The following is a 25169-nucleotide window of genomic DNA, read 5'->3' as shown; positions in this document are numbered from 1 at the left end:
GCGCTTTATGCGCGGAATCCAGACTACAATGCAAAATAAAAAAAGAATTAAATTAATTTTACCGCGAAGTTTAACCCACTCAATATATGCAAAAATGAGCTACGCGTTCAATGAGAGCTTAAGCTTTTCGAGAAAGGTAATTCAATATTTCTAATAAACGCTCAGAGTTGCCGGCCATTTGTAAGTCAGTCTTATATTTATTATTCACTACGAAGGCAGGAACGGCATTGATTTGATAAGTTCCCATGAGACTCATCCCATTTTGCACACGCATATCAATTGCTGGGGAATTTTCAAAAGCACTTTTTGCAATTTCTTTATCGACGCCTTGAGTCACAAAGAAATTGATCATCGCTTGTTTTGAATCCAGGGGCTTTCTGTCTTCCTGTATGGCTTTAAAGAGTAAAGGATTCATTTTATCAGAAAGCGCTAGAGTCTTTGCGGTGTAGTAGGCTTTAGCATAGAGTTCCCAGGATGGTTTGAATACCACCGGGACACGCTCGAATTGAATGTTATTACCCATTTTACTAACCCATGCATCCAACGGCGCTTCTATTTTGTAACACCATGGGCAACCATAACTAAAAAACTCTTCGATGATTGGGGTTTTATTTTTATTAGTTGTTGCCTGAGGATTGGTAACGACTTGATAATCTTTACCTTCCACAAATGATGCGGCTAAAGCCATTGCTGGAAAAAGAAAAAATACAGCGATTAATTTTTTTAACATAGTTTAGTTCCCTAATGTAAGCCTTCAATATAATGTGCAACTGCCTCCATATCATCTGGGCTCATTCTGCTGCTAATATCTTGCATGATATGGTTTAAATCATTTTTTCTCTTACCGTCTTTAAATGCATTTAATTGCAACACAGTATAAGCAGCATGTTGGCCTGAAAGTACCGGGAAGCCAGCTTGGGCATTACCTGTACCTTTAGGGCCATGGCAAGCAATACACGCAGTAATCCTTTTTGCAAAATCTCCCCCGCGGTAGATTTGCTCACCCCGTTTAAGAAATTGTTCGGGTGTGCTGCCTTGAGCAAGAGGCATTTTAGCATAATATACTGCCAAGTCATCCACATCTTGCTCGGTTAATGTGGCAACAAGAGCCTTCATTGTAGGTGCATCACGTAAGTCGCTGTTTTTCATGTCGTGCAGTTGTTTTATAAAATATTTGGGATGCTGTCCCGCAATATTAGGCCATTCGGGATTTGCACTGTTACCTTCTTGACCATGGCATGCAGTACAAACTACTGCTTTTTTCATTTCGGAGGGATTTTCTTGGGCAAAAAGGACTAATGGGATAAATAGAATAAAAGTGAGTACAAATTTTTTCATCGATTTCTCATAATAAATTCACGAAGTAATGGTACACTGCCTTGGTTGAAATACCAAAATTTTATGATTCTTATGTTAAATAATCCCTATTCTAAAGCAGTATTCTTAAAAAGTGCAGCACGCGTGTCTCATTTACCTGAGGATTCAGGATATGAGGTTGCTTTTGCTGGCCGCTCAAATGCAGGAAAATCAAGTGCCTTGAATTGCTTAACCGGTATCAAAAATTTGGCGCGAACCAGTAAAACACCCGGACGTACGCAATTAATTAACTTATTTGAAATCGATGAAGCACGCCGCCTTGTCGATTTACCCGGTTATGGTTACGCCAAAGTTGCTTTGCAAGTAAAAATGGATTGGCAAAAAAACCTAGCCCATTATCTTGAAGTCAGGCGAAGCTTGAAGGGTCTGATCTTACTAATGGATATTCGTCATCCCTTAAAGGATTTGGATTTGATGATGATTGACTGGGCTTTGGAGCGCGAGCTCCCAGTACATATTTTATTGACTAAATCAGATAAATTAAGCCGTAGTGATGTAAAAAATACAATGTCTAAAGTGCGTAAGCATTATGAATTAGCGACACATTTGATTACGGTGCAGTCCTTTTCTTCTTTGAAAAAAGAAGGGGTCGGGGAATTGATCGCTTTGCTCAATCAATGGTTTGATTTAACGTAGCTGGCTATAATAGATTATATTTATCTTTTAAAAATTGCAGATGTGGATTTTACTGTAGGCCATTCACTTCAAATAATGCTGTATACATAAGTATCTCGTAATCACCCTGTAAGATTACAGGGTGAAATGCATTTTCCATGATTCTTTCTTGAGTTATCCCTTAATTTCTGCATTTTCCAGTACTTTCTCTGCTTGAGCCGCACGATATTGTTTAATTGCATCCCGATACACAGGATATTTATTACCTAATATCGTAACCGCTAAAATAGCAGCATTAATTGCCCCCGCTTTACCTACAGCGAGAGTACCTACTGGGATTCCTGCAGGCATTTGCACGATGGATAAAAGGGCATCAAGACCATTAATAAACGTTGATGAAGGCATAGGTACACCCAAAACAGGTATCATTGTTTTGGCAGCAACAACACCTGGCAAATGAGCTGCGCCCCCTGCTGCAGCGATAAAAATTTCCACACCACGTTGTTCTGCAGATTTAAGGTAGTCAAACAAAGCATCAGGAGTACGATGGGCTGATAATGCGCGGACTTCATGGGGAATGTTGAATTTTTCTAAAGTCAGGCTGGCTTCTTCCATAATGGTCCAATCAGATTTTGAACCCATAAGTATTGATACAAGTATATTAGACATAATTCCCTCGTTATTGATTTATCTTAATTTCATTCGTTGCCTGGGGGCTATGATGTGAAACTCGTGTTTTATCGGTTGCAATAATTTTTATTGCTTCAACCAAAGCAGGTCCTTCCAATTCTTGTACTCTGGTTTTCAAAATCTCTGGGGTATCATCGGGTAAAACCGGACATTTTTTTTGCAAAATAATGGGGCCAGCATCTACTTGTTCGGTAACAAAATGTACTGTGCATCCCGTTTCGACCTCAGCGCCATCGATAACGGCTTGGTGTACATCGAGATTCATTAACCCTGCATAAGCAGGCAGTAAGGATGGATGAATATTGATTATTTTATTTTCCCAGTTGCTAACAAATTCGCTGGATAAGATGCGCATATAACCAATTAATACAACAAGTTCTATTTGATGGAACTTGAGTATTTCGGACAGCTCATGATCAAAAGCGACGCGACTTAAGCCTTGAGGATTAACAAATATGGGTTTAATTCCAAAACTCGCTGCTTTTTCCAAAATGAGCGCGTCTGCTTTATTGCTCAGGACCAGCTCGATGGATGCAGATAAATGCTGTTGCTTTATTGCAGCAACAAGGGCATTAAGATTAGTACCTCGAGTTGAGCCGAGGACAGCGATGCGAATCATGAGGCGCGTATCCTTTGCATATGCTCAATGCGTTGCTGAATTAATTTTTTTGTGCCTATATCCTGACGATGAAATAAAGGACCTTCAATTAATGAAATTTCATCCTCAGCGTTCATTTCTGCAGCAAAAATTGAATCGGCAATGCCAACATAGGCCGCAGTGCGCGAACCTTCAGCAATAATTTGCTGATTGACCTGATTTACTGAAGAAAGATATAGATGGTCTTGGCAGACTACTTTTGAGAAATCCACAGCAAAGTTTTTCTTTGGTGCATCTGGGTAGCCTTCAGGAACCGTATATTTGCACACAGTAGCCTTTTTCAAGAAGGTGACTTTATTTTCTGTAAGGGTGTTGTTGACCATGGCTTGGCAGATCGCCACAAAATCAGATTCCAAAATGGATAAGACGTTTAATGCTTCAGGATCACCAAAGCGGGCATTGAATTCGATGACATAAATTCCATTTTTGGTGGCAATAAAACTGCCATATAAAATGCCAATATAAGGTTCACCGCAATCAGCAGATAAAGCCTGGAAGACGGCATTGTTGATCGCTAGAGCTTCTTGTACATCCTTTGCAGTTAAAAAAGGCAAACGATGATCGGTGTCTGAATAACTTCCCATACCACCGGTATTGGGACCTTTATCATCGTTATAAGCGCGTTTGTGATCCTGGACTAAAGGCATAGGAATAAGTTTTTTGCCATCCGCGAAACACATGAAGGAAAATTCCTGCCCAATGAGTTTTTCTTCAATAAGAATCGTCTGCTTTTTATCGAGAATTTCCTGGCAAAAACTCAAGGCTTCAGTAATTGAATGCAGATGTTCTCCTGCAACTTTTACGCCTTTACCCCCCATCAAGCCATTTGCTTTAATCACATAATTGCCTTCACCGAGTTCATTAAGAAACGTTTCGACGTGATTCAGTGTTGCGAATTTTTGATAACGCGGTAAACCTGCAATGTGATGTTTTTGCATGAGATCACGCGCAAATTCTTTTGAGGTTTCTATTTGTGCCAATTCTTTTTTCGGGCCAATCGTGGGGATTCCTGCTTGCCATAATGCATCAGCCATTCCTTTTTCAAGCGGTGCTTCTGGACCGATAATTGCTAATTCAATCCCCCAGAGTTTTGCCATGGATACTACCGCAGCGCAATCGGTAATATCGCCTGCACAATATTGGGCTGTTAACTTATGGATTCCTGGATTGATTGCTGTGCCATAACAAAACAATGAAGTATTTTGTGGGGAACGGTGTAATGCTTTGATGAGTGCATGCTCACGTGCGCCAGAACCGATAACAAGAATGTTCATTCAATGATGTCCTCTTTTTTTTCAGGGGTGCTCAGTCTGCTTGTTTCTCGCTGCAGCTCGAGCTGTTTCATTTTTTCTGCAGTTAATTTTTTACAAAAATAATCGCCGTCCATACACGCCATGCAGGGTTTTTTGATTTGATGGTCCCCACGACGGGTTACTGCTTCAATCAAATCTTCATGTGACTGATAGAGTAAAACATCAACACCAAGATAAGCGGCAATTTCAGCTTCACTTTGATTGGCGGCAATTAGCTCTTTGCGAGAGGGAATATCAATCCCGCTAAAACAAGGATTTTTAAGTGCTGGAGATGTGGAAGCAAAATAAATGTTCTTGGCACCAGACTCTCTTACCATTTTGACTATTTCTCGAGAAGTTGTTCCCCGGACAATACTGTCGTCGATAATCATAACGGATTTATTTTTAATTTCAGTTCGCTGTGGCGTTAATTTGTAGCGGATATTCCGGCTTCTTGCCTTTTGATTAGGCATGATAAACGTACGGCCTATAAAAGGATTCTTATACAAACCCTCAGAATACCTGATGCCTAACTCATGGGCAAAAGACAAAGCTGCTGTATTTGCAGTGAAAGGAGCCGGAATTACGACATCCGGTATGAGATCAGGGTATTGTTTCTTCCACTGAAGCGCCAGATTTTGTCCCATACGTAGACGGGCCCGGTATACGCTTACGTTATTGAGTGTTGCATCCGGACGGGCAAAATAAACATACTCGAACACACAGGGTCTAAATTCTTCGGTTCTCAGAACACGACGGTGTAATTTCCCGTTAAGATCCACATAGGCTACTTCACCGGGTAAAATATCTCCCTTGGGTTCAAAGCCTAAAGCATAAAAGGGTGTGGTTTCTGATGCAAAAATAGTGTCTATGGTTCCATCTGGATTTTCACGCGTTCCCCAAACCAGAGGGCGAATGCCATGAGGATCACGGAAAGCAACAAGTCCCTTGCCAATAATCACAGACACAATGGAATAAGCTCCATCAATTCGTTCAAAAATATGCGCGACGGCTTGAGTCAGTAATTCGAAAAAGCTGTCATTATTTTCCTCGTTACTGGACGCATTACTGGCCAGATTATCCGCCAGCATGAGTAACAGGGCTTCAGAATCAAGTGTAGAATTAAGGTGGCGATGTTGCTTTAAACGAATGTCATCAGCCAGTTCCTGGTAATTGGACAGATTGCCATTATGAGCAAGTGCAATACCTCGCGGGCTGCCAATCCATAACGGTTGGACATCCGTTGCCGTATAGCCGCCGGCAGTAGGGTAACGTACATGACCAATGCCAATATTTCCCTGCAACACAGAAACATTCTCAGGAGTAAAAATTTCGCGCACCAAACCTAATCCATGTTTCGTATAGAAACGCTGATCACAGGTCAGGATGCCAGCAGCATCTTGCCCTCGGTGCTGCAAGTGAATCAGGCTCTCATACAATTCGAAGGCTACTGGTTCATGACTGTAAATACCTACTATTCCACACATTTGGTTATGCTACCCCAAGTAATTTGCAATATGACGCATGATCCGTTGCTCAGCAGGTTCTTTATGTTCTGCAAAATTGAACTTTTTACCTGTGATTCGTTCATACAACTGAATATAGCGTGATGAGAGTTCTTCAATTAATTCTTGTGGTGCTTGTGGAAGGTGCTCATCGTGATAAGGATCTGAATTTTTTGCAAACCATAAGCGTAAAAATTCTTTATCAATATTTTCTGGCTCCAATCCGGCTGCAATGCGTTCTTGATAGCTATCAGCCAACCAATAACGACTGGAATCAGGAGTGTGAATTTCGTCAACTACAATAATTTTTCCCTCTGCATCGCGGCCAAATTCATATTTGGTATCTACTAAAATCAAACCATGATTTTTAGCAATTTCAGCGCCACGTTCGTAGAGTTTAAGGGCCAAAGCACTGGCTTCGAGCCAATCTTCTTCAGCCATCCACCCTTCAGAAACAATTTCAGCTGGAGCAATGGGGCGATCGTGAATTTTTTCTTTGGTTGTCGGGGTTAAAACAGGGTGTTCCAGTTTTTGATTTTTACTTAATCCTTCAGGAAAAGTAATGCCACAATAGTTACGTACTCCATTTTGATATTGAGTCCATAAAGAAGTACTTGTTGTGCCGCTGATATAACCTCTGATTACAAACTCAATCGGAAAAACAGTGCATTTTTTGGCAATAACGACATTAGGATCGGGGACAGCAATAATGTGGTTAGGGATAAGGTTTTTAGTTTGTTCAAACCACCAGGCACTCGTTAAATTAAGTACCGCCCCTTTATAAGGAATGAGTGCGAGATGTCTATCAAACGCAGTGAGCCTATCCGTAGTAATGAGCATGATGGCATCACCAAGATCATACGAATCTCTTACTTTTCCTTGATACTTTCTACCTACAGGCAGATTCGTTTGATCAAGGCAAAAAGCTAAAGCGTCTCGAATTTCATTGTCATAACGAGTGTTCGTAGCGGTAGCATTCATGAGCATAAGGGTTCCCGATAATGTGAGTTAACAAAATATGGTCTATTAGCGCAGAGACATTGGTTTCATCGCTGGTAAACTGCCATAAGACACCATGTCTTATCTTATTTATTTTTTGTACTGTATAGTGGGTATTAAGCGTTTGTAATGTTTGTTGCCCTTTTAAGTCTTCTTTTGCGCGAACAAGATAAGCTAAAGCATTTTGCGAGCCAAGCTCGCCTGCGACAACTTCTCGTTCTTTCCGATCGGAATACAAAAGTCCAGTATTTTTGAGTTGGGCAAACTGTTCTGCAGAATCACATACAACTTCCCAATGCTCAAATCGATTCACCGTTACTGGAAAACCTAATCGTCTTAACGTTTTTTGTACGGTCAAAGCTTGGTTATCGGTGATAATCAGTTTGACAAGGCAGATATGGCTGTTTGGGATTTTGCTGAAATTTGTGGGGGTGACCTTCATTCCGTCCACTACGTCTCGCGACTTGTTTGCGGAATCCAATCCTAGCAAGCCTTCTGGACTCCGCGGACAAGCCGTGGAGCGCAGGTTGGTCGGAATGCCTTCACCTTCTTCAAGGCTACATTGACGTTCCTTTATATAATCACGCATAGATGCAAAAATAGGATCACCATTAAGCGTGCGCTCAGGATGAGGCATCATTGCCATTACGTTACCGGCCTGATTGGTAATTGCAGCAATATTCCCGGCAGAGCCATTTGGATTAATGGGAAAATTATCAATGACATTTCCTTCAGCATCACAATATTGAAATAAATTTAAACCGTGTTGCTCGATTTCTTTTAACAAAGAGTCCGGTATAAGAAACCGTCCTTGCGCGTGAGCAATAGGGAGATGGACTAAATCCGTAGGTTTAAGATGGCGGGTAAACGCATTATGTTGATGATTTTCTGCCAAGCGCATGTGCACCCAGGCATTATAAAAACCTGTGCCTACTATTTTTCCATTGGCAATACGCTTATTTTCCGTGAGCGACATACTGATATCATTCTGATTAAACCCAGGTACTAAACCGGATTCAACGAGTATTTGCGCGCCATTGCAGATCCCCACGACAGGTTTCCCTTGTTCGCTTTGTGCTTTGATTTCTTGAATTACGGGATCCAGGGCGGCAATAATTCCTGCGCGGGAGCGATCTTCGTAGGAAAACCCCCCAATAAGAATATAACCATCCAGATTACGCAGTTTCTCTAAGGATTCATTCCATAAGAACTCAACAGGCTCCATGCCCACACGTTTCACAGCAAGCGCTGTTTCGCGTTCACAATTGGATCCTGGAAATTGAATTAAGCCAATGCGTATCATAACAGCTTCACCTTTTGCTCTCCTCTTACGACGTGTCCAATTTCATAAAGAGGGAAAGTAGGAAAATCACGGAGTACTTCGCGAACAGCAGCGAGTGTTTCTGGTGCTATAAAAAGTACTAAACCTGCACCCATATTAAAGGTACGATACATGTGTTCATCATCAAGATGCCCCAGTTTGCGCAATAGGTTAAATATGGGCAATTCGGGAATTAGTTTTTTATGGATTTCAACGCCACAATGTTTGGGCAAAATACGAGGAATATTTTCCAGCAACCCACCACCTGTTATGTGTGCCATGCCTTTAATAGGAATGTTTTTTTCCAAAATACTTAAAACCGGTCTGGTGTAGTTCAGATGAGGTGTTAAAAGTTCCTCGCCAATGCTGTGGGAAAAATCTTGAAATTGCGACTCAACCTTATAGCCGGCAACGTCAAAGAGCAACTTTCTCGCGAGTGAATAACCATTGGTATGCAAACCACTTGAAGGAAAGCTGACTACAAGATCGCCTTCACAAATCTCTTTTCCTTCAATCGCTTTATTTTTTTCAACGACGCCGGTAATGACGCCGACCAAATCAAGCTCACCGGGTAGATAGGTACCTGGCATTTCGGCTGTTTCACCCCCAACTAAAGAGATTTGGTTTTCTTTGCAGGCTTTGACCATCCCCTTAATGATTTGTTCGATGATTTCGGGTTTTAATTTATCATTTGCAATATAGTCGAGCAGGGTAAGCGGTTTTGCTCCCAAAACAATAATGTCATTGGTGGTGGCACTTACTAAATCAATACCAATGGTATCAAATTTTTGCATCATTTTGGCAACCATCATTTTGGTACCAACCCCATCAATGCTTTGCACAAGAACTGGATGCTCATAATCTTGTAGCAGGTTTTTGAGATCATACATGGCGCCGAAACTGCCAATTCCAGTAAGTACTCGCGGTGAAAAAGTGCTTTCTACCGCTTTCTTAATGCTACGAACTGCTTCATTACCTGCTTCAATATCTACACCTGCAGCTTTGTAATCAATAATTGACATTATATGAGCCTCTCAACTAAACCATTTTTCCAGGCAGTTTTGGCTGCACTGATTGATAGATTGATAACCGAATTGATTATCAAGGTTGGGGTTGCCGTTGTTTCACCTATGGGTTGAAACGGTACAGAATATTTATGAAATATTTGTTCCAGCGCAGTTAATTTTTCCGGGGAGACTTCGAGGATAAATCCTCCACTTTCCGAAAACAGTTTTTTATCATTGGCTAAATCACCGGGAATAAAAACATTTATCCCAATTTCATTTTTAAAACTCATTTCCGCTAGAGCAACTGCAATCCCACCTTCGGAAATATCATGTGCTGACAATACCAGGCCTGCTTGCATGGCTGCATGTACTGCGGAGATTTCATCAGCCAATGCAGCAAGTTCTGGTTTGGGTAATTGGCTGCCCAGCTGATTGTGTAGTTGGTAATACACACTACCGCCACATTCATCCTTGCGCGTCCCAATCATTACAAGAACTGAATGGGTCTTTTTGAAATCATAGGTAATTGTTTTGGAATAATCGTTAACCGCGCCAATACAACTGATGATAGGACTCGGTGGAATTGCACCTTGGGCTGATTCATTATAAAGCGACACGTTTCCTGAGATGATAGGTAGGCTTACATTACGATCGGTAAACATTTTTACTGCATCACATGCATCGACTATGCCGCGCACTGAATCAACAAACTCACCCATTTGTTCTGCATTTTCGGGATTACCAAAACACAGGCAGTCTGTTAGAGCAAGAGGCCATGCGCCCACTGCAATGATGTTACGCACTGATTCTACAACTGCATTAACCGCACCCCAATACGCGTCAATTTTGTTATAACGCGGATTATGATCGACAGATAAGGCCACAGCGGTTCGCCGAATTTCTTCCGGATATTTATCCTCATTAAATGGAGTAATAACTCCAGCATCGGCCCATCCTGGTTCAACGACGGAACGACCTTGAACCTGTTTGTCATAACTTTCATAGATAGGGGCACGTGAGGCAATGTTTTCATGAGCAAGTAAATTGAGTAATTCTGCATTGAAATCATTTACTGAAACATATTCTGGTTCACTATAATCGCTTTGTTTTCTGCTGAAGGGGCGATCATAAAGAATCCCTTTAGTGATGTCTTCTGCCCGTGCGCAAACAATTTCTTTTCCTAGTGCCTTTACAACATATAAGCCATCATGTCTTATTTGGCCCACTACAGTTGCCTGCGCCCCATCGCAGATTTCTGGAAGGGCGAAACGCTCGTTGTAATGTTTTAGGAATGTATCAACCAGTTCTTTGGGAACAACCCACATAAAACGTTCCTGAGTTTCAGAACATAACACGACAGCGGGTAATAAATTGTTCATGCTGGTAGGCACAAGATCAAGATTGATTTCTGCCCCATATCCGCTGGCTTCTGCCAATTCAACGCTGGCACAAGCAATTCCTCCTGCTCCCAGGTCTTTGAAGCCAACGCGGTCGATTAGATTTTTTTCGCGGAGGAATTCAAACATGGCATAATTGGCTTTAAGGATATGGCGTTGTAAAAAAGCATTAGGTTCTTGTACCGCCCCTTTATTTTGCTCTTGTTGTTCTTCACTTAGTGTTGCTGAAGCAAAAGCTGCACCACCAAAACCGCTGTTGTCTGTAGGTTTGCCAACTAATATAAATTGATAGCCTTCTGCATCGGCAGGCGCATAGGAATGAATAATGTGATCTTCTCTGACGACACCTAAAGTGACTACAGTGACCAGACAGTTTTCATTATAGGCTTCATCATAATAAGTATCACCGCCTAAATTGGGGATGCCAAGGGGATTTGCGTAACCTGCAATTCCTTGCACTACTCCTTGATGTATCCACTTTGTTTTGGGACGATTAATATCGCCAAAACGTAAACTGTCGGCAACGGCGATGACTTCTGCGCCCATACAACAGACATCACGTACATTCCCGCCTACTCCGGTTGCTGCACCTTCGAACGGCACGAGTTGCGAGGGGTGGTTATGTGATTCATGACTCACTACGATGCCATAGCGCCTGTTGTGTTTATCCGTGGCTACGGCAACAATTCCCGCATCCTCTTTAGGGCCGAGAATGACGTGGGGTGCTTTAGTGTTAAATTGGTTAAGGTGTTTGCGACTACTTTTATAAGAACAATGTTCAGAGCCCTGGATGGACCATAAGATGCATTCCGCATAAGTTGGTGGTCGCTTTAATAAGGAATTCTGAATAGTAAGGGCTTCATCGGGAGTTAGGCGCACGCTAAAACGTTGGAGTAATTTGGCTATTTCCTCCAAGGACAGCTGAGAAAAATCAAAACAATCCGGGGCATCTTGCATTTTAGGGGATCTGACCTATAGCTAAAACGTCACTAATTTTAATTGTTTTTTGCTTATAAAGCAATACATTTTTTGCATTTACTTGACAATTTGGTCAAAAATTGAGAATTTTTGGGCGAGTGTTTTTGTAGCCTGGCTGCAGCCCAGTCCAGGTTCAAGAGAACAAGATTTTCAGGCTCAAAGTTCAAAAAAGTAATTATTATTAAATAAATTTTCTCTTATTGCTTTATGCTGAGATAATCACAAATTTAAAGAGAAATCCAGTATTACAAGGAATTTTTATATCACTCCCTACGTAACGAGTTTCTTTATCCATTTAGTTGATAATTTAAAGAGGATCTATGGTTTATATAATGAATTTTTAAGCACTCCCAACGTACTGCGCTTTATGCGCGGTATCCAGAGATGTAGTCTTCGAAGCGGGGCTAAGGTGTAGAGCAAAACATTTTTCTGGATACCGCGTATAAAGCGCGGTACGTAGGATGAAAATTTTATGAGGAAATTATTCATATTTCGAAAAACCATAATATGGCAGTCTTGCCGAGTTTCTTTATTCATTTAGTTGACGATTTAAAGAGGAATCTATGGTTTGCATGCGAATTTTTAAGCACTTCCTACGTACCGAATTTCTTTATCCATTTAGTTGATAATTTAAAGAGGAATCTATGGTTTACATAATGAATTTTTAAGCACTCCCAACGTACTGCGCTTTATGCGCGGTATCCAGAGATGTAGTCTTCGAAGCGGGGCTAAGGTGTAGAGCAAAACATTTTTCTGGATACCGCGCATAAAGCGCGGTACGTAGGATGAAAATTTTTTGAGGAAATTTATTGGCATTGTTTAGGATTGCTTCGATTCCTCCCACAATTTCTCAACAATTTGTGAATTTGCCAAAGTGGATATATCCCCTAATTCATCAAGGCTCTGGATTTCTTTACCTGCGATTTTGCGCAAGATACGTCGCATGATTTTCCCCGAGCGTGTTTTAGGTAAATCATTAACAATATGAATGACATCGGGTTTTGCAATCGGTCCTATTTCTTTATTAACCTGCTGGATTAACTGGTTTTTCAACGTGTCATCAGCAGTGAAATCCTGTTTTAAAAGAACATAGGCATAAATACCTTGGCCTTTAAGATCATGGGGGATGCCTACTACCGCTGCTTCAGCAACCGCAGGGTGGCTCACCAGAGCACTTTCAATTTCTGCAGTTCCTAAGCGGTGCCCTGATACATTAATTACATCATCTACTCGTCCCGTAATCCAATAATCACCGTCTTCATCTCGTTTTGCACCATCTCCTGTTATGTAATAACCATGATGTAAATAGGTCAAGCAATAACGTTGGTGATCGCCAGCAATTGTTCTGGCCATAGAGGGCCAAGGGTATTTGATTGCTAAAAAACCTTCGCCAGTACCCGTTATTTCATGGCCATGTTCATTGAGTAATACAGGAACGACGCCTGGAATTGGTTGACGCGCTGAGCCCGGTTTTTTAATGAGATCATCGGCTCTGGGACTAATCATTATTGATCCAGTTTCAGTTTGCCACCAGGTATCTACTATTGGACATCTGTTTTGTCCTACTTTTTGATAATACCATTGCCAGGCTTCAGGATTAATGGGTTCTCCCACGGATCCCAGTAATCGCAAGGAATCGCGGGAACTGGAAGCTAACCATTCATCGCCTTCACGCATTAAGGCGCGTATCGCCGTGGGTGCAGTATAAAACACGTTGACCTGATGCTTATCAATGATTTGCCAATTCCTGGAGGAATTAGGCCAAGTGGGAACCCCTTCATAAATCAAGGTTGTAATCCCATTACAAAGAGGGCCATATACCACGTAGCTATGCCCTGTAACCCATCCTATATCTGCAGTACACCAAAATACTTCATCTCCTTGACAATTAAAGATTAAATGATGTGTGTACGCTGTCTGTACGAGATACCCTCCGGTTGTGTGGACTAATCCTTTAGGTTGCCCAGTGCTTCCAGAAGTGTACAAAATAAATAATGGATCTTCTGCATCCATGGGTTCGGGATCGCAGTGGGCACTTACTTCGTCTTTAAGCTCATGCCACCAATAATCTTTATTTTTATCAAAGGCTACAGAATCATCACCCGTTTTTATGAGGAGCTTCTGCAAGGGTAAATCACAGCATGCTTCATCAACCTGCTTCTTTAAATCAATTATTTTACCGCCTCGACTGAAATGGTTTGCAGTGATGAGACAAGTACATTCGGAGGCAGTTATGCGTTGTCTTAATGCATGGGCGGAAAAGCCGGCAAAAATGACCGTGTGTACCGCACCAATACGTGTACAAGCAAGCATGGCAATTGCTGCTTCAGGAATCATGGGTAAATAGATAGCTACTTTATCCCCTTTTTTTACCTTTAACTGTTTGAGCACATTACTCATGCGGCATACTTCGGCATGTAATTCAGCAAAAGTCAGGGTTTTGTGCTGGGTTGGATCATCTCCTTCCCAAATAATTGCTGCTTGATTCGCTTTTTGCGGTAAATGCCTGTCTAAACAGTTCATGCTGACATTTAATTTTCCACCTTTAAACCAGGTTACATCACCGTGTTTTAGACCCCCGGTGAGCACTGTATCCCAGGGTTGAAGCCAATCTATGGTTTGTTGAGCCACTTCAGACCAAAATTCGGTTATTGAATCTTCAGTTGGGGTTAATTTGGGATTGAGCAAATGAGCATGCATATTATACCTCTTCACCTTGGGAAATCAGTTTAATAATTGCTGAAAAATCGGAATTGCCCCGACCTTGGTCAATAAAATGCTGGTAAATCGCTGTTGCTTTAGCCCCTAAAGGAGTGTTTACATTGACTGAGCGTGCTGATTCTTGACTGAGCAGCAAATCCTTAAGCATCATTGCTGCAGCAAATCCAGGTTTATAATCATTGTTAGCAGGAACATTTTCTAAAACGCCTGCAACAGGTGCATATTTGGTCATTGCCCAGCATTGTCCTGAGGCATTGCTTACCACTTCAAAGAGTTTTTGCGGAGACAATTGCAGGTGTTCTGCGAGAATAAAGGCTTCCGAAATGGCAATCATGGAAATCCCCAGAACCATGTTATTGCATATTTTTGCTGCCTGCCCACTCCCTGCACCGCCAGTGTGAATTATTTTTTGCCCCATAGCTCCCAGGACAGGCTTCGCAGCATGAAACGCGTCTTCTTCACCGCCAACCATGAACGTTAATGTAGCAGCTCCTGCTCCGGCTACCCCGCCAGATACAGGTGCATCAACCACGTGAAGCTGGTATTGTTTGGCCAGGTGGTGCAGCTCACGGGCACTGTTGACGTCTATGGTAGAGCAATCAATATATAAAGCGCCTTTCTTTGCTGTTAGGAACAATCCATTATTGCTATGACAAACGTTTAAAACTTGTTCCCCATTTTGCAGCATCGTAATCAATACATCTTTTTCTTGGGCGACTTCATGTATGTTTTGCGCGATAAGACCACCTGATTGAGAAAAATGCTGTAATGCAGATTGCTGGAGGTCATATCCGGTGACCTGATGTCCCGCTTTAACGAGGTTGATGGCCATGGGTAAGCCCATATGCCCTAGTCCCACAAATCCTATTTTTGCCATTGAATTCTCCGTGTAAGGTGCAAATGTAGCAAATGTAACCTGGGAGCAGCATAGCGTAACCCGGGTTATTAATGCTGAATCCCCGGGTTACGGCTTTACCTTCACCCAGGCTACATGATTATTCCCTATCTATTGCTTTAATCATGCGTTGGCATAATAAAAGCACTTTCATTGATTTCGCTCACAGGCCATTTACTGGTAACTGTTTTGCGTCGGGTATAGAAATTGATGCTTTCTTGTCCATGCATGTTGGTATCACCGAAAGAAGAATGTTTCCAACCGCCAAAAGGATGATTGGCAACAGGGACAGGAATAGGAATATTGATCCCCACCATACCAACTTGGACGCGTTGGCTGTATTCGCGGGCACTAAATCCATCACGGGTGAAAATTGCAGTTCCATTGCCGTACTGGTTTCTGTTTACTAGATCAAGCGCCTCATCAAAATGATTCACACGAACAATCACTAGAACTGGGCCAAAAATTTCATTTTGATAAATAGACATGTCTTCATGAACATGATCAAACAAACATGGGCCCATGAAGAAACCCTGTGGGTGTTCAGAATGTTTAAATGTTCTGCCATCAATGATTAATTTTGCTCCTTCATGTATCCCTTTATCTACGGCTGCCAAGACTTTTTCTCGGTGTACTCCGCTAATCAGTGGCCCCATATCGGTATCAGGGACATCACCTGCATTGATGCGCATTGCTTTGATCTGAGGGGTCATTTTTGCAATTAAGGCATCAGCTGTATGTTCCCCTACAGCAACCACGACGGAAATGGCCATGCATCGTTCGCCAGCAGAACCATATGCTGCACCTACAATTGCAGCAGCAGCTTGATCTAAATCCGCATCAGGCATTACGATGCAATGGTTTTTCGCACCACCAAATGTATGTGCGCGTTTTCCATAAGATGTGGCTGTGGCATAAATGTGTTGGGCAACAGGTGTAGAAGCAACTGCAGTAAAGGCAGCAATATCCGGATGGGCAAGTAGGTAGTCTACGGTTGTTTTATCACCATGCACGCAGTTGGCAACGCCATTGGGCAACCCGGCGTCACTTAATAACTCCAATAAACGGACAGGGGCAGAAGGATCTTGTTCTGATGGTTTCAAGATGAAGGTGTTGCCGCAAGCAATCGCGGGAATCATCATCCATACAGGAACCATAACTGGGAAATTAAAAGGAGACACGCCCGCGCACACGCCTATGGGTTGTCTTAATGTATGACAATCAATTCCATTGGTTACGTCAGCGGAAAAATCTCCTTGCAGCTGGTTGACCAGGCCGCAATGTAACTCCACCACTTCGATAGCGCGTGCTACAGAACCTTTGGCATCGTCTAAAGTCTTACCATGCTCGCGCGTGATGATGCGTGCGAGATCCTGTTGGTTTTTTTCTAATAAATCGCGGAACTTAAAAAGGATTCGTGCTCTTTTAATTGCTGGGGTTTGTGCCCACCCCAGTCCTGCCTCTTTGGCAGTGGCAATTGCTTTATCGCAAAGTGATTTAGATGCAAAATGAACTTGACCGATCACTTCTCCCAGAGCAGGGTTATAAATAGAGTGACTTGTAGTATTCTCATTGATTAATTGGCCACCAATATAATGTTGAACAATGTAGCTCATTTGCAAAACTCCTTTTTATTATTTTTATCAAATTAAGTGATTATTGTAATTGTTTCATGGAATTATTTATACAATAATAACGAAGAGATTAGGACTAAAATAACCTCTTTTTGAATCGCTCTGCATCGGCGTAATTTTGAATCGGGGTAAGTAGTTAAGGAAATTAATCGATGGGAAAAGGAATTATTTTACGTGTGCCTTATGGTACCGAATTAACATCTGAAGTGCTCCAGGCCTTAGAAGTTCGCTTTCCTGGCTATATTCTAGAAACTTACCATCAGAAGCCCGATAATCACCGCAGTTATGTGCGCCGGGTTAATAGTCTTCGAAATGCGTTCTCTTTTCTTCTTGATGCATACCCATTATCTCCGCAGAGCAGCTTTTTAACCAAAAGCACTTTAGAAGGTTATATAACTGAATGTAAAGACAGCGCGCTCGAAGCAAAAGGCTCAATGGATGAGTTGCATAAGGAGCTAGAAAGATATACCGCCAAATTAATTGAAGTGATTGCTTTGGCATGGGGTACTTCTATCAAAGAAGCAATCGAGCTCTTGAACGAGGCGGAGCAATATGACGTAATGCGTCAGGGGCGCTATGATCTGGCAACATTAACGCCAATGAAGTTGGGAGAAGATTCAGACTATATTATCCAGCTCGACGAGTCACTTCCTCCTTACTACGATCAATTTATCAATGAATTAAAGCAAATAAAAAAAGAAGGACATCCGAAAACTCCACCCTGGTTTTATACTCTTAATGAGCATCAACAAGCTTATTTTTGCAATCTGGATCGAAAAATCGTAAGCCTTACGGATGCGGTTCATGATTTTAATGATTTCTTACTCAACTGGAAATCAATAAAAAAGAAAGCACTCAGTTTGCCTACAGACCTACAACAAATTGCTACGGGATCTTCGCCACTTCCTGCCTGGTTTAATCAGCTGAGCCCACATCTGAGGGAAATGATGCGCATTTTGGCAGCTGATCCTCATACTTTGGATAAAAACTTAGCTCAGTTTAAAATATTGCTGACCTCTGAGAGTTTTAAACGGGAATGTGCAGACTCAGTGGGAGAAATTTCAAGCATCCCCCAATGGTACTGGGTATTACCTCATCATCAGCAGTTTTTTCTGGAGCATGCACTTAAAGGGTTCGAGCGGGAAGAAGATGCGGTTACCTTTTTATCCAGCCGCCATCGAACGCTGCCCTTGCCTGCAAATTATGCTGCACATAGTTTATTGGCGGTGAAACGTAATGGAGAAATTCGTGAGTTGTCAAAGAAGCGATATCGCTCGAGCCACATTGCCACACGCGATGGATTAGAATGGCCTGAGGCGGTGCAACAGCGCCATAGCGATTCAAATCTTGCTAAAGTGATGGAGCATGCCAAGTCAGAGCAACTTGCTATATTACAAACACTGATTAGTCCAATTCATGCAGCAGATTATGTACCGACATTGATAACGGATTATTTGCCAACATTACCTCCGGATTTGGAGCTATATAAATTAGCGCGAGCTGCTGTAGAACGGCGGGCAAAAACCCAAACAATCCTCCAAAACAATCATCCCTATAACATAGCAAAACGCCTTTATTATACTCCGTCGAGTGATAAAGATAGTTTGAATTTATTGGCTGTTGCGAAAAAATATGTTTCTTCGACCCCAGGACTACAGACACTTTTGGAACAATATAAAAGTGTTTTAGAGTCAAAACCAGGGACTGCGACGATTTTTGATTATGCTGGCAGAGAATTGTTTTTGAGTTCTTTGGAGCAGCTGATTATTTTGACCATTGGCGGCCATTCCTACGGTTCTTGTGTGAGCGGCAAGGATAGGAAGGCTATAGAGCTTATTCATACTGATGCCATGATTCTGTATAAAGAGCTCTATGGAAGCTGGCCTGTATTTGATGAACTTCCGGATAAAGAAAATCGCATTCGTTTTGTTTCCTTGGTTGCGGATCTGTATATGAGTCGTCATCATCATGAACACGCGGGGCATAATGCACCGGGATCCGAGGGAATAAAAACACCGGATTGGTATTTACCAGAGGATATAGCCAATGAAATTAAAAAACGTCTGGATAATGAGCGCGCGCTTAAAGATGATGACAGGGCGGCAACAGATAACGAAGTGAAAAATATTTTTATTGGCGGTTCTAAAAAAGTAAAAGAATATTTACTGCCTGGAAATACACTGCTCTGTCGTTTGGTTGCTCGACAATTAGGGAAAACAAATTGTAATCGGCTTTATGATGCCTTACATCCATTAATCAATGAGAAAAGCCTGTTTGTTCCAATAGATTCGAGTTCACGTTGGTCTGCAGTATTCTTTTCTGAGCCGCAGGCCAGTCCTGATGGGATACAGAAAATTTTTGATTTAATGCTGAATCCATCTTCTGGGAAAGATAATATTGTTCGGGTTGAAAAGATTCTCCATATTGCATCAGAACGACCTGAGTCCGATGAAAGCCGCACTGAAGCAACTAATTCAGTTTATGGACGTTTGCGTGGCTTTTTAAAGTCAAATGAACATTCTAGTTTTGCTGAATTGGTTGGAACGACAGTAGATGAATGGAGCGGCTTGTTTAAAAAGTCCAAAGAGTCGCATCTTAATGAGGTCCCTGTTTATCACTAAACACCAAGGGGAAGCGAAGTGCAACCCGGGTCAATATTAAATTAACTCCCGAGTTGCGCTTCGCTTCACTCAGCTGCAGTTAAAGTAGGTGCTCAAGTCCATAGATCAATGTAGATAATCCTGTAACTTTCTGACATGACAAAATAATTCCAGGCATAAAGCTCCGTCGATCAATGCAGTCATCGGTAATGGTTAGTGTTTCACCTACACTGCCAAAAATGACTTGTTGGCGGGCAATTATGCCAGGCAAACGCAAGGAATGAATGTTGACCTCGCAGTGTTCCCCTCCACGGGCACCAGGAATTAATTCTTTGAGATTCAATTTGTTCTTAGGGTTCTTTCGTGCCGCAGCAATCATTTCAGCGGTTTTTAAGGCAGTTCCAGACGGTGCATCCAGCTTTTGTTGATGATGTGCTTCAATAATTTCTACCTCAGGTAAGTATTCAGCAGCTTTGGCGGCAAAGAGCATCATCAAAACCGCGCTAATAGAGAAATTAGGTACAATAATTCCACCCAGGCGGCGGCTTTCACATAAAGCGGTTAATTCTTTAATTTGGTCTGGAAGGAGTCCAGATGTCCCAATAACAGGATGTGCACCGTGCTCGATAATTGTGAGGCTATTTTGATGAACACAGTCTGCGCGAGTTAGATCAACAACAATTTGAGGTTTAGTATCTTTGATGGCTTGAGCCAAATCATCTTCTTTGCCAAGTTGTGCAACTAATTCAAATTCTTTATGGTTTTGCAGGGTTTCGCAGGCTAGAGAGCCCATTTTGCCTTTGGATCCATTAACAATGACACGAGTTAACATAGTTCTCCTTTATGCAATAAGTTATTTTTTTTCTTTTGGGGGGGGAAAGTGTGTTCGCCATGCCCAAATAGTTGCAAATGGCCATCCAATTACCGTAGCTTGTAAGGCTAAGGAAACAAAAGCTGCTCCAGGATTATCATTCATTAGGAACACGATCCAGGGAAAAAAAACAGCAAGAAATAGTATAAACATTTTTTGTATGATTTTCATATGTGCTCCATAAGTCTTCAAGTGATGTATCAGGCCAGATATATCAACGAAGCTAGTATCACTTCAGCGTGCAGATTAAAGAATCCTGCTTTCATTATAGGACTATCATCGTTTATTTTTCTACCTTGATTTCCAGTTTTTATGTGCAATTATTAAACATGATTCAGAGTGCTTGCAAACAATCATTAAACATTGTACATTGTGCGCTCATTCTAAATGTGAATGATTTCGTTTCCAGATATGACATTCAATATCTAACAAGGGTACTCTAATGAGAAGACAAGAGCTGCACCCACGCACTGCCGTTATTAATAAAGCTCAAAAAAATAAGTCTAAAAAAGCACGAACAGACGCATTATTGTGGCTCGCTGCAAATTTTCCCGCAGCATTCGATAATTCGTTACGAATCCAGCCGTTAAAAGTGGGGATTATGGATGATATTTTGCTTTATGCGGATAAGGCGGAAGAAGCAGGTATTTCCAAAAGTAAATTAAGGGAGGCAGTGGTTTTATTTACACGTCGACTTGATTATTTGGCATGCCTGAAGCTGCGAGAAGCACGCGTTGATTTGCACGGTGTCGAAGTCGGAGCAGTGAGTGAAGAGGAAGCAGAACACGCAGCACTTAAGATTAAAAAGCGTGTTGAAAAAAGTGTAAGAAACGCTCGTAAAGTTCAGGCAGAAAAACCAACTCAATCCAGTTCGAATCAGCAAAGTTCAAGTTTTCAAGCGAAAATAATGAGTCAATCACCTACACCTGCAGAGGATCATTTTCCTACTTATCCAATACGCTCCTCAACGTATAATACTTTGAATGCACCCGCCCAACCGGTAAAGACAACGGCGGTTGTTGTGAAGCATAAAACTACAAAACAGTATGATCCCGATGTTGTAGCACGTTTGAAAGAGAAATTGGGACTGTCTCGGAATGAGAAAAAAGAAGAAATTACCGAATAGTTAATTGATTCAGATAACTTGCTGCAGATCTACTGGATACCGCGCATAAAGCGCGGTACGTAGGGTAAAGAATTTGTGAATCCATCCAGCCTTATGCCTGGGAGGCAGCTTCTTATTAAATAGTGTAAACCCCTCTACCCACCGCGCTACCTCTACGAACCCTCTACCTCTACGAACCCTCTACCTCTCTACGTACCGCGCTTTATGCGCGGTATCCAGAACGATGTTTTGAGTTACTTCTGAATTGTTTTTACAAAGCAAAATCCCTGTATCCAAAATGGAAGCCTCGTTTGATATGCGCGAGTAAATCATTTTGAGCGGGTGATGGGAATCGAACCCACGCCATCAGCTTGGGAAGCTGAGGTTCTACCATTGAACTACACCCGCATAGTTAGATTAGAATGCGTATATTGGGTTAGCTAAGAGATTACCACTTCTATTATCTTTTATCCTGCTTCATTTTAAATAGTGTAAACCTGTCTACGTACCGCGCTTTATGCGCGGTATCCAGAACGATGTTTTGAGTTACTTCTGAATTGTTTTTACAAAGCAAAATCCCTGTATCCAAAATGGAAGCCTCGTTTGATAAGCGCGAGTAAATCATTTTGAGCGGGTGATGGGAATCGAACCCACGCCATCAGCTTGGGAAGCTGAGGTTCTACCATTGAACTACACCCGCATAGTTAGATTTGAATGCGTATTTGGAGTTAGCTAAGAGATTACCACCTCTACTATCTTTTATCCTGCTTCATTTTTTATTTCTACGTCCCGCGCTTGTTCGCGGGACGTAAGCAAGTTTTTAACCAACAGCGAACTTATTATAGATTACATTTAAACCTGAATAATCTCCATACTGTTCGTGCCGCCTGCGGTACCGATTACTCGACCGCGAGTTAATAAAACAAAGCCTTTTTTCTCCAGGTGGCCTGTCCTTATTAATTCCTCAAGCACTTGTTGATTCAAGGTTTCGGCAGCTAAAGGATGATAATTCATGAATACCGGAAAAACATTATGGGCAAGACACAAACGACCTATAGTCCGCTTATTAGCGGATACAGCGATAATAGGGACCGTACTTTGTTGTCGTGATATCCATAAAGCAGTATCACCGGATTCAGTCAGAGTAATAATTGCCTGAATGGGGAAATGATTGGCTGCGTGCATTGTTGCCATGGCAATTGCTTGATCTGCGCGTCGGTAGTGACAGGTTTCATCGGAACTGTGATAGTAAAAACTGGCATGTTTTTCAGCGCTTAAGCAAATCTTATTAACCATGCTCAGAACCTTTACCGGAAACTGGCCACTGGCTGTTTCCGCAGACAACATCACTGCATCGGTTCCATCCAATATGGCATTGGCAACATCAGAAACTTCTGCCCGTGTAGGTTGAGGATTGTTAATCATCGATTCCATCATTTGCGTAGCGGTAATCACTACTTTATCCAATCGGCGTGCTTCACCAATGATGTGTTTTTGAATCGCGGGTACTTCCGCCGCGCCTATTTCAACACCTAAATCGCCGCGAGCGACCATAATTGCATCTGCTTCCTGAATAATTTCAGTGAGGTATTGTAACGCTTCGGTGCGTTCAATTTTTGCAATGACGGGTATTTTTTTACCAAATTGAGTCATTAGTGCGCGGGCATGACGAATGTCTTCTGCATCTTTTACAAAGGATAGGCTGATGTAATCTACCTCTGCTTCAATGGCGGTTTGTAAATCACGCTTGTCTTTGTCGGTCATGGTTCTGGCTGCTAATCCACCGTCTTTTCTATTTAATCCTTTCAAGTCACTTAAGACACCGCCTTCAACGACAGTACAGTGAATTTTGGAATTGGCAATGCTCTTTACCTCTAATTCAACTAAACCATCATTCAGCAGTAAATGATCTCCTGGAGTCAGTTCACGAGACAGACTGGGGTAAGCCACAGAGACTTCATTCGTGTCACCTAACAATTCGGAGGCATTGCAATCCAAAGTAAAGGCCTGTCCTTCAACTAAAGTGATGGATTTATTTTTGAAGCGGCCAATGCGGATTTTTGGTCCTTGTAAATCAGCCATTACTGCCAATGGCAGATTTAATTCCTCAGCAATTCCGCGTACCAAAGCAATGAGTTGTAACGCAGAGGCATCTGCATGGGAAAAATTGATGCGTACCACATCAACACCTGCGGTCAACATGGCACGAAGTATTGCCGGCTCACTACTGGATGGCCCTAATGTGGCAACGATTTTAGTTTGTCTTAACATCTTTTGCGCGCTCCTGCAAAATGGCAACAGCTGGCAAGGTCTTTCCTTCCAAACACTCAAGAAACGCCCCACCTCCTGTGGAAACATAAGAAATTTGCTGGTTCAGATCATAAAGATCAATCGCTGCTAGCGTATCGCCGCCGCCAGCTATTGAAAACGCATCGCTTTCAGCAATAGCAATAGCCAATGCACGTGTTCCATAGGCAAATTGTGCAAATTCAAAAACACCAACCGGACCATTCCAAATAATGGTTTTGGCCTCGTTAATAATATCTACATACTCACTTACCGTGGTAGGACCAATGTCGAGAATCATGTCGTCAGAGGCAACGTTGTGCAACGATTTATTATAGGCCGGGCAATGTTCGCTAAAGGATTTCCCTACCACAACATCACTTGGTAAAGGAACGTGACACCCTTTTTCTTTAGCTAACTGGAGAATTTCACGTGCTTCTTGGAGCAGCCCTTCTTCATAAAGGGAGACGCCGATTTCAAATCCTTGTGCTTTGAGGAAGGTATTTGCAATTCCCCCTCCAGGGATTAAATAATCAACAAGGGTGACTAACTGGCGTAACAAACTGAGCTTGGTAGAGACCTTGGCACCGCCAACAATTGCAACAATTGGCTTTTTAGGTGCAGCAAGTGCTTTTTCCAAAGCATCCAGTTCACGAATCAATAAGGGTCCCGCAACGGCAACGGATGCATACTTAGCTACACCGTACGTAGAGGCTTGGGCTCTATGCGCGGTGCCAAAAGCATCCATAACAAAGACATCACAGAGACTGGCAAGTTTTCTTGCCAGCTGTTCGTCATTATTTTTTTCACCTACATTAAAGCGTACGTTTTCGCAAACCACCAATTCACCGGGTTTAACGTCTACGCCATTGAGATACTCACTTACGAAATGAACAGGATAGTCCAAATGTTCCTTCAAGTATTCTGCAATGGGTTGCAAGGAAAAACGTCGTTCTATTTTTCCCTCTTCGGGACGACCTAAATGAGATAAGACCATAACTGCAGCGCCAGCAGCCAAAGCAGCATTCAAAGTAGGTAGTGCTGCCTGTAATCGTTGATCGCTGGTAATAATTCCCTCTTTGATTGGAACATTCAGATCTTCGCGGATTAGCACCCGTTTTCCAGACAGGTCTATATCGCTCATTTGTATCAGATTCATCAGTTATCTCCAAATGTGTACCGTTTCATTTAGTTTTGACGGTTAGCAACTCATCTTGC

The 25169-nt window shown here is 42.1% G+C and carries 20 protein-coding genes and 2 tRNA genes; 3 read left to right on the top strand and 19 right to left on the bottom strand.

Annotation, left to right across the window (positions count from 1 at the left end):
* Positions 1-118: 118 nt before the first annotated feature.
* On the bottom strand, positions 119-730 hold the full coding sequence (locus tag FOLKNPGA_RS17125; RefSeq protein WP_182351025.1) for a thiol:disulfide interchange protein DsbA/DsbL: 612 nt from the start codon (positions 728-730) through the stop codon (positions 119-121).
* An 11-nt stretch (positions 731-741) separates the two neighbouring features.
* Entirely contained in the window at positions 742-1338 is a 597-nt protein-coding gene (locus FOLKNPGA_RS17120) for a cytochrome c (protein WP_182351024.1), read from the bottom strand.
* A 72-nt stretch (positions 1339-1410) separates the two neighbouring features.
* Here FOLKNPGA_RS17120 and yihA point away from each other — a divergent pair, with 72 nt between their 5' ends.
* Positions 1411-2013: a ribosome biogenesis GTP-binding protein YihA/YsxC gene (yihA, locus tag FOLKNPGA_RS17115; RefSeq protein WP_182351023.1), complete on the top strand. Its 603-nt coding sequence runs from the start codon at positions 1411-1413 to the stop codon at positions 2011-2013.
* A 153-nt stretch (positions 2014-2166) separates the two neighbouring features.
* On the opposite strand, the gene purE is transcribed toward yihA, so the two are convergent.
* From purE to FOLKNPGA_RS17060, 11 genes are all read right to left on the bottom strand, one after another.
* Positions 2167-2661 carry a 5-(carboxyamino)imidazole ribonucleotide mutase gene (gene purE, locus FOLKNPGA_RS17110; protein WP_182351022.1) on the bottom strand — a complete coding sequence of 165 codons (495 nt, stop codon included), beginning with the start codon at positions 2659-2661 and terminating at the stop codon, positions 2167-2169.
* Between the two features lie 10 nt (positions 2662-2671).
* Positions 2672-3301, bottom strand: a complete 630-nt coding sequence (gene purN, locus FOLKNPGA_RS17105; RefSeq protein ID WP_182351021.1) for a phosphoribosylglycinamide formyltransferase — start codon at positions 3299-3301, stop codon at positions 2672-2674.
* Positions 3298-4614, bottom strand: coding sequence for a phosphoribosylamine--glycine ligase (gene purD, locus FOLKNPGA_RS17100; RefSeq protein WP_182351020.1), 1317 nt, complete (start codon positions 4612-4614; stop codon positions 3298-3300). The genes purN and purD overlap by 4 nt, the downstream gene beginning before the upstream one ends.
* Positions 4611-6119 carry an amidophosphoribosyltransferase gene (purF, locus tag FOLKNPGA_RS17095; RefSeq protein ID WP_182351019.1) on the bottom strand — a complete coding sequence of 503 codons (1509 nt, stop codon included), beginning with the start codon at positions 6117-6119 and terminating at the stop codon, positions 4611-4613. Before purF ends, purD begins: the two co-directional genes overlap by 4 nt.
* 9 nt (positions 6120-6128) lie before the next feature.
* A complete protein-coding gene (locus FOLKNPGA_RS17090) occupies positions 6129-7124 on the bottom strand; it encodes a phosphoribosylaminoimidazolesuccinocarboxamide synthase (protein ID WP_182351018.1) in 996 nt (331 codons plus the stop codon).
* A complete protein-coding gene (gene purQ / locus FOLKNPGA_RS17085) occupies positions 7087-8439 on the bottom strand; it encodes a phosphoribosylformylglycinamidine synthase I (RefSeq protein ID WP_182351017.1) in 1353 nt (450 codons plus the stop codon). The genes FOLKNPGA_RS17090 and purQ overlap by 38 nt, the downstream gene beginning before the upstream one ends.
* Positions 8436-9479: a phosphoribosylformylglycinamidine cyclo-ligase gene (gene purM / locus FOLKNPGA_RS17080; RefSeq protein ID WP_182351016.1), complete on the bottom strand. Its 1044-nt coding sequence runs from the start codon at positions 9477-9479 to the stop codon at positions 8436-8438. The genes purQ and purM overlap by 4 nt, the downstream gene beginning before the upstream one ends.
* Positions 9479-11818: a phosphoribosylformylglycinamidine synthase subunit PurL gene (gene purL, locus FOLKNPGA_RS17075; protein ID WP_182351015.1), complete on the bottom strand. Its 2340-nt coding sequence runs from the start codon at positions 11816-11818 to the stop codon at positions 9479-9481. The genes purM and purL overlap by 1 nt, the downstream gene beginning before the upstream one ends.
* An 840-nt stretch (positions 11819-12658) precedes the next feature.
* On the bottom strand, positions 12659-14539 hold the full coding sequence (acs, locus tag FOLKNPGA_RS17070) for an acetate--CoA ligase (RefSeq protein ID WP_182351014.1): 1881 nt from the start codon (positions 14537-14539) through the stop codon (positions 12659-12661).
* 1 nt (position 14540) lies between these two features.
* On the bottom strand, positions 14541-15437 hold the full coding sequence (mmsB, locus tag FOLKNPGA_RS17065; protein ID WP_182351013.1) for a 3-hydroxyisobutyrate dehydrogenase: 897 nt from the start codon (positions 15435-15437) through the stop codon (positions 14541-14543).
* Between the two features lie 137 nt (positions 15438-15574).
* Positions 15575-17071, bottom strand: a complete 1497-nt coding sequence (locus tag FOLKNPGA_RS17060; protein WP_182351012.1) for a CoA-acylating methylmalonate-semialdehyde dehydrogenase — start codon at positions 17069-17071, stop codon at positions 15575-15577.
* Positions 17072-17241: 170 nt separating this feature from the next.
* Here FOLKNPGA_RS17060 and FOLKNPGA_RS17055 point away from each other — a divergent pair, with 170 nt between their 5' ends.
* Complete coding sequence (locus tag FOLKNPGA_RS17055) at positions 17242-19710, top strand: oxidoreductase (RefSeq protein ID WP_182351011.1); 2469 nt, start codon at positions 17242-17244, stop codon at positions 19708-19710.
* 79 nt (positions 19711-19789) lie between these two features.
* On the opposite strand, the gene dapB is transcribed toward FOLKNPGA_RS17055, so the two are convergent.
* Positions 19790-20521: a 4-hydroxy-tetrahydrodipicolinate reductase gene (dapB, locus tag FOLKNPGA_RS17050; RefSeq protein WP_182351010.1), complete on the bottom strand. Its 732-nt coding sequence runs from the start codon at positions 20519-20521 to the stop codon at positions 19790-19792.
* Between the two features lie 21 nt (positions 20522-20542).
* Complete coding sequence (locus FOLKNPGA_RS17045; protein ID WP_182351009.1) at positions 20543-20731, bottom strand: hypothetical protein; 189 nt, start codon at positions 20729-20731, stop codon at positions 20543-20545.
* 271 nt (positions 20732-21002) lie between these two features.
* Here FOLKNPGA_RS17045 and FOLKNPGA_RS17040 point away from each other — a divergent pair, with 271 nt between their 5' ends.
* The gene (locus FOLKNPGA_RS17040) at positions 21003-21686 is read left to right on the top strand and encodes a ProQ/FinO family protein (RefSeq protein WP_182351008.1); all 684 of its coding nucleotides are present in this window, start codon (positions 21003-21005) and stop codon (positions 21684-21686) included.
* 316 nt (positions 21687-22002) lie between these two features.
* Here the strand turns inward: FOLKNPGA_RS17040 and FOLKNPGA_RS17035 are convergent.
* From FOLKNPGA_RS17035 to FOLKNPGA_RS17020, 4 genes are all read right to left on the bottom strand, one after another.
* A tRNA-Gly gene (locus FOLKNPGA_RS17035) sits at positions 22003-22073 on the bottom strand.
* A 221-nt stretch (positions 22074-22294) separates the two neighbouring features.
* A tRNA-Gly gene (locus FOLKNPGA_RS17030) sits at positions 22295-22365 on the bottom strand.
* A gap of 152 nt (positions 22366-22517) precedes the next feature.
* On the bottom strand, positions 22518-23936 hold the full coding sequence (pyk, locus tag FOLKNPGA_RS17025) for a pyruvate kinase (RefSeq protein WP_182351007.1): 1419 nt from the start codon (positions 23934-23936) through the stop codon (positions 22518-22520).
* On the bottom strand, positions 23920-25110 hold the full coding sequence (locus FOLKNPGA_RS17020; RefSeq protein WP_182351006.1) for a phosphoglycerate kinase: 1191 nt from the start codon (positions 25108-25110) through the stop codon (positions 23920-23922). Before FOLKNPGA_RS17020 ends, pyk begins: the two co-directional genes overlap by 17 nt.
* Positions 25111-25169: the final 59 nt, after the last annotated feature.

The sequence above is a fragment of the Legionella sp. PC1000 genome, from assembly GCF_014109805.1.
GTDB lineage: Bacteria > Pseudomonadota > Gammaproteobacteria > Legionellales > Legionellaceae > Legionella > Legionella resiliens.
This window is presented reverse-complemented; position numbering and strand designations above follow the sequence as displayed.